Source organism: Corynebacterium sp. 11A (genome assembly GCF_008930935.1).
Taxonomy (GTDB): domain Bacteria; phylum Actinomycetota; class Actinomycetes; order Mycobacteriales; family Mycobacteriaceae; genus Corynebacterium; species Corynebacterium megadyptis.
The window spans coordinates 19,720-36,606 of record NZ_PQMR01000001.1 but is presented as its reverse complement, the minus strand read 5'-3'; the positions used below and the strand labels follow the sequence as shown (position 1 = coordinate 36,606).

The 16,887-nt window shown below is 63.8% G+C and carries 9 protein-coding genes; 5 read left to right on the top strand and 4 right to left on the bottom strand.

The window, feature by feature from the left end:
• Nucleotides 1–39: 39 nt before the first annotated feature.
• Nucleotides 40–2,535, bottom strand: a complete 2,496-nt coding sequence (locus GBB18_RS00140) for a UvrD-helicase domain-containing protein (RefSeq protein WP_151640349.1) — start codon at nt 2,533–2,535, stop codon at nt 40–42.
• 134 nt (nt 2,536–2,669) lie between these two features.
• Between GBB18_RS00140 and GBB18_RS00135 the strand changes: the two genes are divergently transcribed.
• Complete coding sequence (locus GBB18_RS00135) at nt 2,670–2,969, top strand: chorismate mutase (protein ID WP_151640348.1); 300 nt, start codon at nt 2,670–2,672, stop codon at nt 2,967–2,969.
• A 134-nt stretch (nt 2,970–3,103) separates the two neighbouring features.
• On the opposite strand, the gene GBB18_RS00130 is transcribed toward GBB18_RS00135, so the two are convergent.
• Nucleotides 3,104–4,585 (bottom strand): NAD-dependent succinate-semialdehyde dehydrogenase, encoded by a 1,482-nt coding sequence (locus tag GBB18_RS00130; protein WP_151640347.1) that lies wholly within the window; start codon nt 4,583–4,585, stop codon nt 3,104–3,106.
• Nucleotides 4,586–4,813: 228 nt separating this feature from the next.
• Here GBB18_RS00130 and GBB18_RS00125 point away from each other — a divergent pair, with 228 nt between their 5' ends.
• The 4 genes from GBB18_RS00125 (at nt 4,814) to GBB18_RS00110 (ending at nt 11,040) form a co-directional block, all read left to right on the top strand.
• On the top strand, nt 4,814–6,859 hold the full coding sequence (locus GBB18_RS00125; RefSeq protein ID WP_151640346.1) for a fructose-specific PTS transporter subunit EIIC: 2,046 nt from the start codon (nt 4,814–4,816) through the stop codon (nt 6,857–6,859).
• Nucleotides 6,860–7,019: 160 nt separating this feature from the next.
• Nucleotides 7,020–7,742, top strand: coding sequence for a DUF1707 domain-containing protein (locus GBB18_RS00120; protein WP_151640345.1), 723 nt, complete (start codon nt 7,020–7,022; stop codon nt 7,740–7,742).
• A gap of 255 nt (nt 7,743–7,997) precedes the next feature.
• Nucleotides 7,998–9,638 carry a glucose-6-phosphate isomerase gene (gene pgi, locus GBB18_RS00115; protein WP_151640344.1) on the top strand — a complete coding sequence of 547 codons (1,641 nt, stop codon included), beginning with the start codon at nt 7,998–8,000 and terminating at the stop codon, nt 9,636–9,638.
• A gap of 169 nt (nt 9,639–9,807) precedes the next feature.
• Complete coding sequence (locus tag GBB18_RS00110; protein WP_225990195.1) at nt 9,808–11,040, top strand: MFS transporter; 1,233 nt, start codon at nt 9,808–9,810, stop codon at nt 11,038–11,040.
• Here the strand turns inward: GBB18_RS00110 and GBB18_RS00105 are convergent.
• The gene (locus GBB18_RS00105) at nt 11,037–11,864 is read right to left on the bottom strand and encodes a DNA-formamidopyrimidine glycosylase family protein (protein ID WP_151640343.1); all 828 of its coding nucleotides are present in this window, start codon (nt 11,862–11,864) and stop codon (nt 11,037–11,039) included. The genes GBB18_RS00110 and GBB18_RS00105 overlap by 4 nt on opposite strands.
• 108 nt (nt 11,865–11,972) lie before the next feature.
• On the bottom strand, nt 11,973–16,868 hold the full coding sequence (locus tag GBB18_RS00100; protein ID WP_151640342.1) for a DEAD/DEAH box helicase: 4,896 nt from the start codon (nt 16,866–16,868) through the stop codon (nt 11,973–11,975).
• Nucleotides 16,869–16,887 lie beyond the last annotated feature (19 nt).

The window sequence follows — 16,887 nt, the reverse complement described above, 5'->3', positions numbered from 1 at the left end:
GGGTAGGCAGCGCCCGCCCCCCCTTAGGGCGGGTGCTTCTTAGAGCTTCTCCATGGGCACACCGCCGAGCAGCATCAGGCGAACGGTGCCGCTCGAACCGAAGTCGATGGTGGCGGTAGCACGCACCCCCACCCCTTCCACGGCCACCACGGTTCCGAGGCCGTATTTATCATGATTGACCCTATCCCCCGCCTGCAGCGAGAGATTCTTATTCAGATGGCGCTTCGGCGCGGGATTGCCGGAGCGCGGCTTCGGTTGCTGCGGCGAACCATAGCCCGAGCCATAACTGGAACCGGAGCCATAGCCCGAGCCGGACCACGACCCGCCACCTATTCCCGAGCCGCTGCCCCATGCGGAGCTGGGCTGCGGTTCTTCTCGCTCCCACTCGATCAACTCAGAGGGAATCTCGTTGAGGAAGCGCGAGGGCGGGTTATTCATCGGTTTGCCCCATGCCGAGCGCACCATGGCTCGGGTGAGAAAGAGTCGCTGCCGCGCGCGGGTGATACCCACATAGGCCAGACGCCGTTCCTCAGCGAGCTCCGCAGGATCCCCGAGGCTGCGCATGTGGGGGAACTGCCCGTCCTCCCAGCCGATGAGAAAGACCATAGGGAACTCCAAACCCTTGGCGGTGTGCAGCGTCATGAGGGTCACGACACCCTCGTCGCCATCGGGCAGCTGATCGGCATCGGCTACCAAGGAGACCCTCTCGAGAAAAGCCTGGAGGCTACCCGGCGCGGGCTCGCCCTCCTCTACCTCGAGAGCACCGCCGTCCATCTCTGCATAGGCCTTCTGGTTCATAACTTCGGAGGTGAACTCGCGCGCGACAGACACGAGCTCGTTGAGGTTATCCAAGCGGGTCGCATCTTGGGGATCATTGGATTTCTCGAGTTGATGCTTATACCCGGTGACGTCGAGGACCTCGGCGATGATGTCGCCAATAGCGGGGATTTCCTCCTCGGCGACGATCTCCTCCATTCGTGCGCGCAGCCCGGCCATCATCTCGTTGTAGCCCGCGATTGCATTGCGGCCACGTCCGCCGAGCAGGTCAATCATGCCGTTACCGGCGTCGATAAGCGCCTGGGAAAAGGGGATCTGGTTATTCGAGGCGTGCAGGTCCACAAAGGCAAGAGCCCTGTCGCCGATACCGCGGCGCGGGGTGTTGATGATGCGTCGAATGGAGACATCATCATCGGGATTGTCCAAGACGCGCAGGTAGGCGACGATATCGCGGATCTCTTTGCGCTCATAAAACCGAGTGCCACCCACCACTCGGTAGGTGATGCCACAGCGCATGAACGCGTCCTCGAGGGCACGGGAGGCGTTGTTGGTGCGATACATCACCGCGACCTCATCGGCGCTATGTCCTTCATCGAGCAGGCGGTTGATTTCCGAGGCGATATAGGAGGCCTCATCGTGTTCATTATCGGCGACATAGCCGATAATCTTCGGGCCGCTGCCCTCCGCAGTCCACAGTTTCTTCTCTCGGCGCCCCTCGTTTTGGGAGATCACCGCGTTCGCAGCGCTCAGAATATTCTGTGTGGAGCGATAGTTCTGCTCCAGCAGCACGGAGCGGGCATGCGGGAAGTCGCGCTCAAACTCCTCGATATTGCGGATGGTGGCGCCGCGGAAGGCATAAATCGACTGATCGGCATCGCCCACCACACACAACTCGGAGGGGTGCTCGCTCTCAGCGCCGACGAGTTCCGCAACAAGCGCATACTGGGCGTGGTTGGTGTCCTGGTACTCGTCCACGAGAACGTGGCGGAAACGGGAACGATAGTGCTGGGCTACCTCGGGGTGCTGACGCAGAATCGCCACCATCTCGAAGATGAGATCATCGAAGTCCACGGCATTAGCCTGCCGCAGCCGGCGGTTATATTCCCGATACACCGCGGCATGGGTCTCCTCATAGGGGTTATGCGTCCGCTCCGCCGCGGCCGCTGCCTCCTCTGGGCGCAGCAGCTCGTTTTTCCACTGAGAGATGGCATTGGCCACCTGGCGGGGTGGGAACCGCTTGGCGTCGAGCTGCATGTCCTTGGCTACCAACCCAATCAAGCGGCGGGAATCATCAGCATCATAGATGGTGAAGTTGGAATTCAGCCCCGGCACCAGATGTGCATTCTGCCGCAGCATCCGCACACATGTGGAATGGAAGGTAGACACCCACATCTGTTGCGCAGCCGGACCCACCAGCTCCAGCACCCGCTCGCGCATCTCGGCAGCGGCCTTATTAGTAAAGGTAATAGCCAGCACTTGCCACGGAGCGACGCCGCGTTCCGCCAGCAGGTAGGCGATGCGGCGGGTCAGCACCGCGGTCTTGCCCGAGCCCGCACCTGCCACAATCAACAGCGGCGAGCCGCTATGCAGCACCGCCTCCCGCTGCTGCGGATTCAACCCCTCGACAATGGCCTCCGTGCGGGCTTGCGGCGGACGTGGCGCTGCCGCTTCGGCAGCGCCTGGAAAAGCCGCCACGCGGGCGGAGGGCGACACGGCGGAGGACTGGGTGCTACGCGGACTAAAGGGAGAATTCGACATAGTGTCTTCTAAACTACTCGTTCCCTCGGACACTGATCAGCGACGCTCACCCAGGCGTTCGATAGGCACAGCAGTCGCATGCGTTATCCCAGCGCATACCGCGCTATGCGGTGGGGGTGTGGCACAATACTGCTATGAGTGATGCTGAAAGTTTTGATATTCGCATGCCGTCGGGCACTGATGATCCGCTCTCTGACGCCGAGATCCAGCAGTATCGCAAGGAAATCGATCGTCTCGACAAGGTTATTATCGAATCGATCCAGCGCCGCACCGCCATTTCCCAGGCCATTGGGAAAACCCGCATGGGCTCCGGCGGCACTCGTCTCGTCCATACCCGCGAGGTGTCCATCATTAACCAGTTCCGCGAGCAATTGGGCGAAGAGGGCCCGCAGCTCGCCGGTATTCTGCTGCGCCTCGGCCGCGGCAAGCTCTAGCCCCTCCCCCGGCGCGAGGGGGCGGCGAGCATGGGGATTCCCGCACTCACACCACAGATAGCTGCAGGGCGGCGCACCCCACCATGAGTCCATGATGTGGGTGCGCCGCCCTTTATCCGTGCGCGATGGCGGTGTTAGAGGCTGGCTTCGGGCAGTGCCATGAGCTTGGTTTCGAGATACTCATCAATACCTTCGAAACCGCCTTCGCGGCCCACACCGGACTGCTTCACCCCACCGAAAGGCGCAGAAGGATCAGAGATCGCGCCCTTGTTGATGGCCAGCATGCCCACCTGCATCGCCTCGCCCGCGCCGAGGGCGCGCTCGAGGTTCTCGGTGAATACATAGCCTGCGAGGCCGAAGAGGGTGTCATTGGCGAAGTCGATGGCGTCCGCATCGGAGCTAGCCTTGTAGATCGCCACCACGGGCCCGAAGATTTCCTCGGTGGCGATGCGTGCCGAGCGCGGCACATCGGCCAGCACGGTTGGTGGGAAGTAGGAGCCCTTCTCCGGGAGATGGTCGTCCAGCTCGTAGACGCTGCCTCCGGCGAGCACCCGTGCTCCCTGGGCGATGGCGTCATTGACCAGTTCGGAAACGGTTTCTACTTGGTCCTCACCGGAGAGCGGCCCCACGGTGACGCCCTCATCGGTGCCGCGCCCCACGGTGTAGGTGCCGATCAGCTCGGTGACGCGATCGCAGAAGGCGTCATAAAGCTTTTCATGCACGATGAAGCGGTTCGCAGCGATGCACACCTGGCCGGCGCCGCGCATCTTCGCCACCTTCACGGCCTCCACGGCCTTGTCGAGATCAGCATCCTCGAAAACGATGAAGGGGGCATTGCCGCCCAGCTCCAAGCTGGCACCCAAGGTGTGCTCGGAGGCCTTCGCGTGGAGTGCCTGGCCCACCTCAGTGGAGCCGGTAAAGGTGAACTTGCGCAGGCGAGGATCCTCTAGGAGCGAGGACGCCGCCGAACCAGAGCCGGGAATGATATTGATGACACCATCAGGCAGACCCGCCTCCTTGAGAATACGGGCCAGATAGAGCATGGTCAGCGGGGTCTTCGAGGCTGGCTTAAGCACCATCGTGCACCCAGAGGCCAGCACCGGACCCATCTTGCGGGTGCCCATCGACAGCGGGAAGTTCCACGGGGTGATGGCCAGCACCGGGCCTACCGGCTGCCGGATAGTGATGACGCGGCCGCCACCAGCAGGAGTGATGCGGTAATCGCCGCTAATGCGCACGGCTTCCTCAGCGAACCAGCGGAAGAACTCAGCGCCATAGGTGACCTCGCCACGAGAATCCGGGAGGGCGCGGCCCAGTTCGGCGGACATGATGTAGGCCAATTCCTCACTGTGCTCGGTGAGCAACTCGAATGCTCGGCGCAGAATCTCGGCGCGTTCGCGCGGGGCGGTGGCCGCCCACTCTTTCTGCACCGCAACAGCCGCATCCAGTGCTGCCACGGCGTCCGCCTCGCCGGCCTTGGCCACCGTAGCCAGCACACTGCCATCCGAAGGATTTTCTACCTCGAAGGTCTCTCCGGAGCGGGCATCAACAAATTCACCATTAATAAAAAGCTGCGTGGGGCAATCAGCAATGACTGCGTCTAGATCAATACTCATAGCCACCACTATGCCCCCGAACCAGAAATGGCGCCACTATCACAATGCCCGCGCTGGTGAGAGTTAGGGGTGGGGGTTGCGCGGCACAGCTCGGGCGGGGCTGTGGCGGCGGGAGCACGTACCCGCTGCGCAGCCCACTGGGCTAGAGGCCAGCGCGACTGCTCATCGAAGTAGTTGGCCCTATTCACCTGTCGAGAGGGGCGTTCAACCGGTGTTATTCTACGTCTCATGAGAGATGCACGCGATAGGGGCGCACCACGAGTGTTGGCCATCACAGCCTGCCCCACCGGAATTGCCCACACCTATATGGCCGCCGAGAGTCTCGAGGCCGCTGCGCACGAGATGGGGATCGAGCTGCGTGTGGAGACACACGGCTCAGTCGGGATCGAGGGCGCCTTTAGCGCCGAGGAGATCGCCGCCGCCGATGCCATTCTGATCTCCGCAGACACGGTGATCGACAAGGAGCGCTTCGACGGGAAACGGCTACTCAGCACGTCTGTCGACGCCGCTATTAAGGATCCAGCCACAGTGCTCGAGCGCGCCCAGTCTGCCGCGGTGTGGACAGCCGGCGGCCGCCAAGAAGATAGCACCGACACCGCCAGCACCGATGAGCCGCTGCGCCGCCAGCTCTACCAGGCGCTGATGAACGGTGTGTCGCACATGGTGCCCTTCGTGGTCACCGGCGGTTTGCTCATCGCCGTGTCGCTATCGCTGGGTGGCGAACCCACCCCCGAAGGCTTGGCCATTCCGGAGGACTCCTTCTGGTTCATGCTCAGCTCCATCGGCGCCCTCGCTTTTGGCTTAATGGTGCCGGTGCTCTCCGCCTATATCGCCTCCGGTATCGCCGGCCGCCCAGGCCTCGCCCCAGGTTTTATCACCGGCATGATTGCGGTGACGGGATCGCTCTATAACTCCGATGCCGGCGCCGGCTTCATCGGCGGCATCATCACCGGCTTCCTCTCCGGATATGTGGCCCTAGCGATTAAGAAAATACCCGCGGGTAGATATGGTGCCGCGATCATGCCGGTGATCGTGATCCCCATCGCCACCACGCTCATCGTGGGCCTGCTCTTTGTCTACATCCTTGGCGGGCCGATCTCCTCGCTCTTTGCAGCACTGTCTACATGGTTGGCCTCGCTCGATGGCGCCTCGGTGATTGTGCTTGGCGCCATTCTGGGAGCGATGATCGCCTTCGATATGGGTGGCCCCTTCAACAAAACAGCCTTCCTGTTCGGCGGCGGCATGATCGCCAGTGGCAACGCCGCCCCGATGGGCATGGTGGCCGCGGCGATCGCGGTGCCGCCACTGGCGGTCGGGCTTTCCACCCTGCTGCGCCGCAGCTGGTTCAACAGTGCCGAGCGCGACTCCGGCATCGCCGCACTGTTCATGGGTTTCTTCGGTATCACCGAGGGCGCCATTCCCGTGGCCGCCGCGCGCCCGCTACAGGTCATTCCCGCCAACGTGGCTGGCGGCGCTGTCGCGGGGGCCGTCGCCGGCCTGCTGCATGTGGAAGACAACGTGATGCACGGCGGTCCAATTGTGGCGATACTTGGCGCGGTGGACAATCCCCTCGGTTTCTTCCTTGCTTTGGCCGCCGGCATCGCCGTCACCACCGGCCTAGTCATCGTGCTCGTGGGCATTTCTCGACGCCAACAGCACGATACCTCCCCTGCAGCCGAGACAGCCGCGCCTGCAGAGCAGACTGCCGCTTCTACTCCAGCTTCTGCCGCAGCCGAGGCCAGCACTGCGGGAGCCGGCACCACTGCTGCCTCAGCCATCAAGGGCAGCGCCGGCGCTTCACCCGCCACCACCGAGGCCGACGAGCTCATCACCGCATCCTTGGTTGCCCTCGACACCCTCGCACCTGACAGCAGCCAGCAGGAGATACTGCGTACTCTCGTGCGCGCCGCGAGCGAGCAGGACAGAATCACTCACCCTGAGCAGGTCATCGATGCCGCTCGTACCCGCGAGGCCCACGCCTCCACTGCGGTAGGACATCACGTGGCTATCCCGCATGCTCGATGCTCTGGGGTGGCGCGTCCCACCCTGGCTTTCGCCCGCATTCCCGAGCCGGGGATGCAGTGGAATGAGGATGCCGAGGATCGCGTTCGTATGGTCTTTTTCATTGCTGCTCCGGAGGATGCCGGCAAGCAGCATCTGCGGATCTTGTCGAAGCTGGCCCGCGCCACTATGCGCGATGATGTCCGCGCCCAGCTGCTTAAGGCCAGCACGGCAGAGGAGGCGGTGGCTGTGATTCGCAGCTGCATGCAGTAGCGACCGCGCGCCCGCGCATTCCTTTCTGCCGCGCCGGTGGACACCGAGGATCACCTCGGCCACCGGCGCTGCTGTGCGTAGTGCGTCGGCATATCTCACCTCGCTGGAATTGTGCACCTGCTTCGCCCTTTATCGGGAAAAACTGGATTACACTGAAGCTATGACTTCCGAGTCCTCCTCGCATCATCAACAGCCGCCGCGACTGCGTGCAAGCGACTACGATCGTTCCCGTGTCCTTGACTACCTCGCCCAAGCCTATGCGGATGGGCGGCTGGACTATTCCGAGTTCGATGAGCGTTCCTCGGCTGCTTCCACCAGTCGCTTCATGGACGAGCTCAGCCCCCTCCTCGAGGATCTCGGCGGCACCCAAGAGCATCTCGCTGTCTCCCCCACCTACTCTCTGCCGCCACGCTCGGCTTCTGCTCAATACGAGGCGGAGCAATGGGCACCACGCCCCAAGCAGGAGCAGGCCATCGCCCGCATCACTCGCCGCGTCGTCGGTGGGACGGGCTCGGCATATTCTTTAAGCGTCTTTGGCGCCAACTCCTTTTCCGGTGGTAGCACTCTTGCCACCCGCCATGACGCCATAGTGTTGTTTAGTGGCGCCAGCCTCGATTTACGCGCAGCCCAGCTGGAATCGATGCACACCACCATCACCCTGAATGTGATGTTCGGCGGCTGCGACATCATCGTCCCCGAGGGCATGCGCGTAATTATGAACCCCCTGACCTTTTTTGGCGATAGCTCACTCAAGGTAAAGGGAGCCGTCCGCGTGGACCCCAGCGAGCTCCCCTCCACTGCCCCGTCTGTCACAATCAAAGGGTTCGTGTTATTCGGCGGCTGCGATGTCATTATCGCCCCAGATAAGTACGCACAACCCTAATCGGGGTTTTGGGTTCCCACGTTTCCCCCAGCCCAATGTCCGATTATGTTGGGACTTTCACCACAGCTGAGAAGCACCACCTGCGCGCTTGCACTGACGCGTCCTTCTCACCCCAGCAAAACGGGCATAGTCTCGCTAGCATTACCACTAGAGTGGCGAACCTATGAGCTGCACCATGCACATCTGCGCTGCCGGCTCGTATGACTCGCCCACACTTCGCAAAGATCCCATATATCAAGGAGCGTTAGAGAAAAAGTGTCGATGGATATTACTAAGACTGAGACCTGGAGTAAGCTCTCTGCTCATCGCAATAAGCTGAGCGAGACCAGCCTCCGCGAGCTCTTCGCCGGCGATGCCGAGCGCGTATCTAAGCTCACATTCTCTGCTGCTGACCTGCACGTGGATCTGTCCAAGAACGTGATTGATGATGAAGCCCGTGAGCTGCTGGTGCAGCTAGCCCACGAGGCAGGACTGCCGGAGAAGATCGAGGAGATGTTCTCCGGTTCTCATATCAACAACACTGAGGACCGTGCCGTGCTACACACCGCGCTGCGCATGCCGGTGGAAGACTCTTTGGAGGTCGACGGCCAAGACGTGGCCGCAGACGTGCACGAGGTGCTGGGCCGGATGCGCGACTTCGCACAGGCTTTGCGCTCGGGCTCGTGGCTCGGCCACACTGGCCACACTATTAAAACTGTGGTCAATATCGGCATCGGCGGCTCGGATCTGGGCCCCGCAATGGCCACTAAGGCACTGCGCACCTACGCCACCGTCGGTATCAACGCCTACTTTGTCTCCAACGTGGACCCAGCGGACATGAGCGCCGTGCTCGAGGAGGTGGATCCGGAGTCCACCCTGTTCATCGTGGCCTCTAAAACCTTCACCACCCAGGAGACTCTGGCCAATGCCCACGCCGCGAAGCGCTGGCTGCTGGAGAAGTTCGATGGCGAGGAGTCGGCTGTGGCCAAGCACTTCGTCGCTGTGTCCACCAAAGCCGAAAAGGTCGCCGAGTTCGGTATCGACACGGAGAACATGTTCGGCTTCTGGGATTGGGTGGGCGGCCGTTACTCGGTGGATTCCGCCATCGGACTGTCGCTCATGGCCGTGATCGGGCCCATGGACTTCATGCGTTTCCTCGAGGGCTTCCACGCCATGGACACCCACTTCCGCACCACCCCGCTGGAGAAGAACGTGCCGGCCCTGATGGGTCTGCTCGGCGTGTGGTACACCGATTTCTTCGGCGCGGAAACCCACGCGGTTCTGCCCTACTCCGAGGATCTCTCCCGCTTCCCCGCCTATCTACAGCAGCTCACCATGGAGTCCAATGGCAAGTCGGTGCGTCACGATGGCACCTCCGTGACCACCAACACCGGCGAGATTTACTGGGGCGAGCCCGGCACCAATGGCCAGCACGCCTTCTATCAGCTGATGCACCAGGGCACCCGCGTGGTGCCGGCGGACTTCATTGGTTTCGCCCGCCCCAAGGAGGATCTGCCCACCGCCAGTGGCGAGGGCTCCATGCACGATCTGCTCATGGGCAACTTCTTCGCCCAGACCAAGGTGCTTGCCTTCGGCAAAACCTACGAGGAGCTGCTCGAAGAGGGCGTGCCCACCGAGCTCATCACCCACAAGCTCATGCCGGGCAATCGCCCCACCACCACCATTCTGGCGGAGGAACTCACACCCTTCACCCTCGGCGCCCTCATCGCCCTCTACGAGCACATCGTGTTCACTCAAGGCGTGATCTGGGACATCAACTCCTTTGATCAATGGGGCGTGGAGCTAGGCAAGCAGCAGGCTAATGACCTTGCCCCAGCCGTGTCCGGTGAGCAAGAGCCCAACTCGGGCGATGCCTCCACCGACGCTCTGATCGCCTTCTACCGCTCCAAGCGCTAGCGCTTAGTACCGTCGCTTTTCTTCGCCCAGCCCGTTCCACCCTCGTGCCGCGGACGCGCTGGGCAGCGGCGTCTTCGGTACCCGCAGCACGCGGACGCGATACCACTAGGTGGGACACGCTCTGGGCCTAGATTCCCGCGAGGTGACGCACTGGCGTAGTGTGTCTGCCGTGACTGACACGACGACATCCCAGCCGAATCGCCGGATAGCGTTCATCGCTGCAACGGCTATTGTGTTGAGCTCTCTCAACCTTCGCGCCCTCGTCACCGCCCTGCCGCCGCTGCTGCCGCGTATCGACGCCAGTTTAGGTCTCAGCGGTGTAATTCTCGGTGTTATCGGCATGGCCCCCACCGTCACCTTCGCTTTGGCAGCGTTGTCCACACCGCGTATGTTGCGCAGGTTTACCTCCGCGCAAACCTTGTGTATCGCGATGCTCGCCACGGCCTGCGGCCAGCTACTGCGCGTGCTGGGCCCGTCTACCCTGCTGCTGCTTGCGGGAACGTTTGTCGCGCTCTTCGCTATAGGCCTCACCAACGCGGTGATCCCGGTAGCGCTTCGTGCCTTCTTCCCGCGGCGCGTGCCGCAGCTATCGATCGTGTACATGGTGTGCATGCAGATCGGTATGATGAGCGCCCCCTTGCTCTCTGAGCCGCTGGCCGAATCCCTCGATGGCCGCGGTGGTGTCGCGGGCTGGCAGTTCGCGCTCGGCGTGTGGATCATCCCCGCGCTTATCGCCGCCACCGCGTGGTCTCCGCTGTGGGGCTTGGCCCGTAGCCGCGCCGCTGCTCAGGCGGCCGCGCGCCGCAGCTCACTGCCGGTGCATCGCACCGCCGTGGGCCGCGGGTTGGTGGTGATGTTCGGCATGACGAGCTTTTCCACCTTCTCCTATATGCTCTTCATCCCCCAGATGTATCTGGACGGCGGCGCCAGCGTGCACTTCGCCGCGCTCATGCTTTCTTATTGGTCCGGCTTGGGCCTCGTGCTTTCTATCGCCGGGCCGTGGATCGCCGCCCGCCTCCGCGATCCCTTCCCCGTGCTGGCGCTTTTCCTGCTCTGCTTCATCGTGGGCAATGTGGGCATGGCGCTGAACCCCATGTCGGCGCCGTGGCTGTGGATCACGTTGTCTGGGATCGGGCCGCTTTCCTTCCCCACCGCACTCACACTGGTGAACCTCCGCGCCCGCACCACTGCCGGCGCCACCGCGCTGTCGAGTTTCGGCCAAGGCGGCGGCTACACCATTGCTGCCGTGGGCCCGCTGTTATTCGGCACGCTTCACGACGCCACCTCGAGCTGGATCGTGCCCGTGGGCATGACCGTGATCGCGACGGTGCTGGTTGCTATCGGCGCCTTCTTCGCCACCCGCCCCACCTATGTGGAATCACAGCTCGGCGATGCCGCTTAATCTGCCTTCAGCAGTGGCTGGCAGCGGGGGCACCACCAGATGACTCGCTCCAGCTCTCCTTCATCGCCGCCCTGGTCCACCCCGCCAAGAAAGCCCTTTTCAATGCGGCTGCCACAGCGGCGGCAGGGGCGGGAATAGCGGCCAAACACATAGGTGGTCTCGCCAATCCGGTTGATCCCTGTGCTCACTCGCTTGGTGGCGAGGCGATTGGTCCACATGAGGCGACGGGTTATGCGCACCACGGTGGCCACATCCACCTCCGCCACGGGTGTGGCGGGATGGAGGCCAGCGAGGAAGCAGATTTCGGCTCGGTACTCGTTGCCCACGCCTGCGAGATTGCGTTGATCCAGCAGGGCCGCGCCGATGGGACGCTCGGGGCGGCGCAGAATCCTCGCGCAGGCCTCAGCCTCATCCCAGTTCTCTCCCAGTACATCGGGCCCCAGATGCGCAATGACGTGCGGGTAATCGGTGCTGCGTAGTACGTGCACCATTCCCAGATCGAAGCCCACCACCTCGATGGGACGGGGATACTCGGGCGCGCCGTCGAGCTGCAGCACCACCCGCGCTTTCCAGCCCGGCTTGGACCAGCGATCCCCGCTGAGGGCTATTCGCCACGTGCCCTCCATTTTCAGGTGGGTCTGCAGGATCTGGTGCCCAAAATCCATGAAGAGATACTTGCCATAGGGCCACACCTGCTGCACGGTAGAGCCGCTGAAATCGGTGGTGGCCCAGCGCGGCACCCGCAGCGAGGAGCCCACGACCTTCCGCCCAGTCATGAACTGCAAACGGCGGCTGAGCTGAAATACTGAATCGCCCTCAGGCATGCTGTGCTCTCTTCCTCGTGTCGCTCGGTGCAACGCTCCCGCTAGGCACCAGGATGCGCAGTGCGCTGCGTGGAAGTCTAGCAACCCCAACCAGTGAAACCGGTGTCCCTAGCGCCGCCGACCGCCGGCACCGAAGGGGCCCCGGCGCTCGCCCCCAGGGCCTGCAGAGGAACCTCGAAAAGCAGTATTGTCCACCGCTTCCACGGCATCGGCCAACCCCCTGCCCCGCCGCTTCGTCTCCTCGGCGCTGCTGCGACTGGAGCCCACGCGCACCCCCTTGGGAGTGATGCTCAGCCCCAGTGAGCGCACGGCCGGCAGAAGCGGCGACTCCCATACCGAGACACCATTGATCTTTTCCACCACCACGGGTGTCACCGAGGTCAAGTGGGTGGCGTGCTGCACGGCGGCGTCGATATCACGCAGCGCGGAGTCCACATCCGCCACCTCCTCGGGAATCCGGAGGGTCTTGCCGCCGCGGCTGAGATAGCCCAGCAAGGCCCCGCCCCGCAGCACCACCATGGCCCCCGCCGCGCGAGAGTAACCACTACCTGGCCACTCGAGGGCGGCCCCATAGGGATTGGCGGGATCAGCTCCGGCCACAAGATAAAGCGCATCCTCCCGAGTGGCGCGCACTCGATCCACCACCGCAGAGGTAGAAAACTGCGCCCCACCCAGACCATCGATGATGTAACCGCGGGTGGCCTTTCCGGTTTCTGCAAAAGAGCGCAGCACCTTATAGGCCAGCGCGAAACCGCCGAGCACGTTCTCCGCCTGGATCGACCCGCGGGTGACCACCCCATAGCGATCCAGCCACGCCTCGCCATGCGCCACGGCGCGGGCAGTGGCCTCCGCCACCGGATCAGCGGGCCGGACGGCACGGGAGAAGCGACCCGGCACATCCACCGGCTGGCTGGTGTTCCCGGCACGCCGAGCGTTGGTGCTCTGGGCGAAGCTGGTGCGCCCCATGCGCAGGCGCGAACGATTGGGGCGGCGGGTGGCGCGGTGTGCGGTCGCGCCTTTCGTGGAGGTGCCGGCGAGCCGAGCCCGCAGCGGGGCGAAGCTCTCGGGGCTCACGAGGGTTTTCTCCATCAGCGACCATAAGCTATCGCGCACCACCTCGGGGCTCTGCTCGGCTGGGGGCAGCGGCACGCCGAGTTCATCGGTGTAGCGCTCAAGGTAGCTCTGGAGTTCGCTGAAGAGGAAGGCACCGCCGGTGTCGAGGGCCTGCAGCAGCGCTGTCTCCGTGGTGGAGAGGGTGTGCTCGGCAACCTCCTCTAGTAGTTGTGGTGCGTAGTCGGCTGGGATGAGGCTCACCCATGGATCGCGGGCGCCGGCGAGGCCTCGGCACACCACGAGGACCTCGCCGTTTTGGGTGAGCTCATCGAGGTCTGTGGGGGTGTACTTACTCACTCGCAGTGGAAAGACGAGGGACTCCCAGGCGCTGGCGGGAAGAAAAACCCCCGCCAGTTGCTCGCACACAGCGAACACACCATCGGCGCCGCGCAGCGTCGGATAGCTGCCATATGCGGCGAGGTTATGCCATTCGGGAAGGAAAGCGGCATAGGCCTGCTGGCTCACCGGCTCGATCTGGCTCTGCACCTTCGCCAGGGTGCGGGTGCGAAGCTTTTTCAACACCCCGCGATCGACGTATTCGCGCTCTTCGATCTCGGCGCGGTAGCGTCCTTCCACCGCGCCATTGCGGCTGGCGGCAGTGGCGGCCACACTGATCCCGATACCTAAGGCGGTGGCGAGTTCTCGGGCGGTGAAGGGGCCACGGCTGCGGGCGTAGCGGCGCACCAGCTGATCGAGGGCGTCGTCGATGGTGGCGGGGTCCGCTCCGACCCCGGGCGGGACGGGGATACCGAGGCCATCGCGCAACAGCGCGGCGTCGATCGCCAGCGCCGCATGGGCCTGCCCCTGGATGCGTACTTCCATCACTTGCTGGCTACGGGCGAGCTGGGTCCACGGCTCGGGGAAACCGGCGTGGCGATGCAGCTCCGCCAGCGGGATGGGGCCGGTTTCGCGGAGCACGTCGATAAGCGCATCGGGGGTGCGGGCCCGCCAGCCGTCGGCGGTGTGCTGCAGCTGGGCGTGGACCTCGGAGATGATGTCTTGATCCAAAAGCTCCCGCAGCTCCACTTTGCCCAAGAGGGTGGCCAGCAGGTCGGGGTCGAGGGATAACGCGGCGGCGCGTTTCTCGGCGAGTGGAGTATCGCCCTCGTACATGAACGCGCCGGTGTAGTTGAACATGAGCGAGGAGGCGAAGGGGCTGGGCTGCTCCACGGTGACCTCGGCTATGCGCACTCGGTGCTGCTCTATATCGCCCATCAGGGCGGTGAGCGCGTCGAGGTCATAGACATCCTGCAGGCATTCGCGCACCGTCTCCAAGATGATGGGAAAGGAGGGGTATCTGCGGGCCACGTCGAGCAGCTGGGCAGCGCGTTGACGCTGCTGCCACAAGGGGGCCCGCTTGCCGGGGTTGCGGCGCGGCAGCAGCAACGCCCGGGCCGCGCATTCGCGGAAGCGGGAGGCGAATAGCGCCGAGTTGCCCACCTGTTCGGTGACCAGATCACTGATCTCGTCCTTATCGAAGCGAAAGAGCTCCGGCCCAGGATCGCTGTCCATGGCGGGCAGACGCAGCACAATGCCGTTATCGCCGGCCACGGCCTGGGCGTCGATGCCGCTGTGCTCGGCGATGCGCGCCCCCACGGCCAACGCCCACGCGGCATTGACGCCGCGGCCATAGGGCGAGTGCAGCACAACGCGCCAGTCCCCGAGCTCGTCTGTGAAGCGTTCCACCAGCAGTGTGCGCTCATCGGGCACCATGCCGGTGGCCTGCTGCTGCTCGCGCACAAACGCGCGTACATTGTCGCGGGCCCACTGGTCGAGATCTGAGTTCTCCAGCACCTGCGGGTGATCGGCCACACGGCGCAGAAACTCGCCGATCATCACCCCCAGCTCCGCGGGCCGGCCGGGGCTATCGCCGCCCCAGAAGGGCAGCCGGCCGGTGTGGCCGGGGGCGGGGGTCACCAGTACCTGATCGCGGGTGATCTCCTCGATGCGCCAGCTCGATGCCCCTAGGGTGAATACATCGCCCACGCGGGACTCGTAGACCATCTCTTCATCGAGCTCCCCCACACGCCGCGGCCCATGCTCGCCGCCAGCGGCCAAAAACACCCCAAACATGCCGCGGTCAGGAATGGTGCCACCGCTGGTCACCGCCACCCGCTGCGCCCCCTGCCGGGCAGAGAGCATGCCGCTGACGCGATCAAAATTCACCCGCGGTTTGAGCTCGGCAAAATTCGTTGAGGGATACACCCCGCTGACCAGATCCACCACGGAGTCGAAGACGGTGCGGGCGAGATGGCGATAGGGATAGGCGCGGCGCACCATCTCATACCACTCGTCCACGTGAATATCGTCATTCACCGTGACCGCAATGGTCTGCTGTGCCAGCACGTCGAGGGGATTCTGCGGCACGCTCAGCGCCTCGATAAACCCGGCGCGCATCTTGTCTACCACCACGGCGGAGTCCACTAGATCACTGCGATGCGTGGGATAGAAGGTGGCGCGGGATACCGCGTTGACGCGGTGCCCAGCCCGGCCCACGCGCTGCAGTCCCGAGGCCACAGAGGGCGGGGATTGCACCTGGATCACGAGATCCACCGCGCCCATATCGATTCCGAGTTCCAGTGAGGAGGTGGCCACAACGCAGCGCAGCTCGCCGCTTTTGAGCGCTGCCTCGGTGCGGGCGCGTTCATCCTTACTCACCGAACCATGGTGGGCGCGGGCGATGATTGCCTCGGCCTCACCGGCGATATCCGTGGACTTCATCAACTGAGCGGGGTCGCGGCGGCGAGCGGCACTGAGCGCCTCGGGCTGGTGCTGGGCGGCATAGAGCTCATTGATGCGGGAGGTCAGCCGCTCCGCACTGCGCCGAGAATTAACGAACACCAAGGTGGAACGAGCGTTCATCACCTGCTCATAGAGTTGCTCTTCGATGAAGGGCCAGATGCTTCCCTGCTGCGGCAAGGCCGATTCCACTGCGGCATCGGCGGCATCGTCGAAGCTGGGCAGGCTCGGCGCGGACTCCTCATCGTTGTCGCTGCGCTGGCTGTGATCGTCGATAAGCGGCGAGGCAATCCCCAAGGGATCGTCGATGGTGGCCTCACCGATGCTTGAGCCGCGCTCCGGTACAGGCAGATCCGACATATCGGGGACCGGCACTCGCACGCTCAGGTCCCATTCCTTGCTGCTGTGCGGTGCCACGATGTCCACGTCGCGGTCGCCGCCGAGGAACTGGGCGACGGTCGCGATGGGGCGCACCGTGGCCGATAAACCGATGCGTTGCACTGTGCGCTCGCTCAGGGCCTCCAGCCGTTCGAGGGAGAGCGCTAGGTGGCTGCCGCGTTTCGTACCGGCGAGGGCGTGGATCTCGTCGATGATCACCGTATCGACATCGCTGAGAATCGACGCCGCCTTCGAGGTGAGCATCAGATACAGGCTCTCGGGCGTGGTGATTAACACATCGGGGGCAATGCGCACCTGCCGCGCCCGCTCGGCCTGCGGGGTATCGCCCGAGCGCACGCCCACGCTCACTCCGTGCAGCCGCACCCCGTCGCGCTCGGCGGTCATTTCAATCCCCGTCAATGGCGCCCGCAGATTGTTCTGCACGTCCACTCCCAGCGCTTTCAGCGGGGAGATATAGAGCACGCGCACGCCCGTCTCGCTGACCTCCACCCGGCCCGGCGCGGGCACCCCCTGCAAAGGCAGCGCATCTTCGCTGCGCTTATCGACGCTGTCCTGCCGACTCACCAGCGTGTTCAGTGCCCATAAGAAGGCGGACAGTGTTTTACCCGAACCGGTGGGCGCCACCACGAGCGCATGGTGTCCTGCGGAAATGGACTCCCACGCGGCGGCCTGCACGGCGGTGGGAGCGGCGAAGACATCAGTAAACCAGCGCGCCACCACTGGGTGGAACTTCTGCAGGATCTGAGCGGTCATGTAACCATCAAACCAAACC

Coding starts and splice junctions, on each gene's coding strand:
- GBB18_RS00135 (WP_151640348.1), top strand. CDS start 2,670: ATGAGTGATGCTGAAAGTTTTGATATTCGCATGCCGTCGGGCACTGAT.
- GBB18_RS00125 (WP_151640346.1), top strand. CDS start 4,814: ATGAGAGATGCACGCGATAGGGGCGCACCACGAGTGTTGGCCATCACA.
- GBB18_RS00100 (WP_151640342.1), bottom strand. CDS start 16,868: ATGACCGCTCAGATCCTGCAGAAGTTCCACCCAGTGGTGGCGCGCTGG.
- GBB18_RS00140 (WP_151640349.1), bottom strand. CDS start 2,535: ATGTCGAATTCTCCCTTTAGTCCGCGTAGCACCCAGTCCTCCGCCGTG.
- GBB18_RS00130 (WP_151640347.1), bottom strand. CDS start 4,585: ATGAGTATTGATCTAGACGCAGTCATTGCTGATTGCCCCACGCAGCTT.
- GBB18_RS00105 (WP_151640343.1), bottom strand. CDS start 11,864: ATGCCTGAGGGCGATTCAGTATTTCAGCTCAGCCGCCGTTTGCAGTTC.
- GBB18_RS00120 (WP_151640345.1), top strand. CDS start 7,020: ATGACTTCCGAGTCCTCCTCGCATCATCAACAGCCGCCGCGACTGCGT.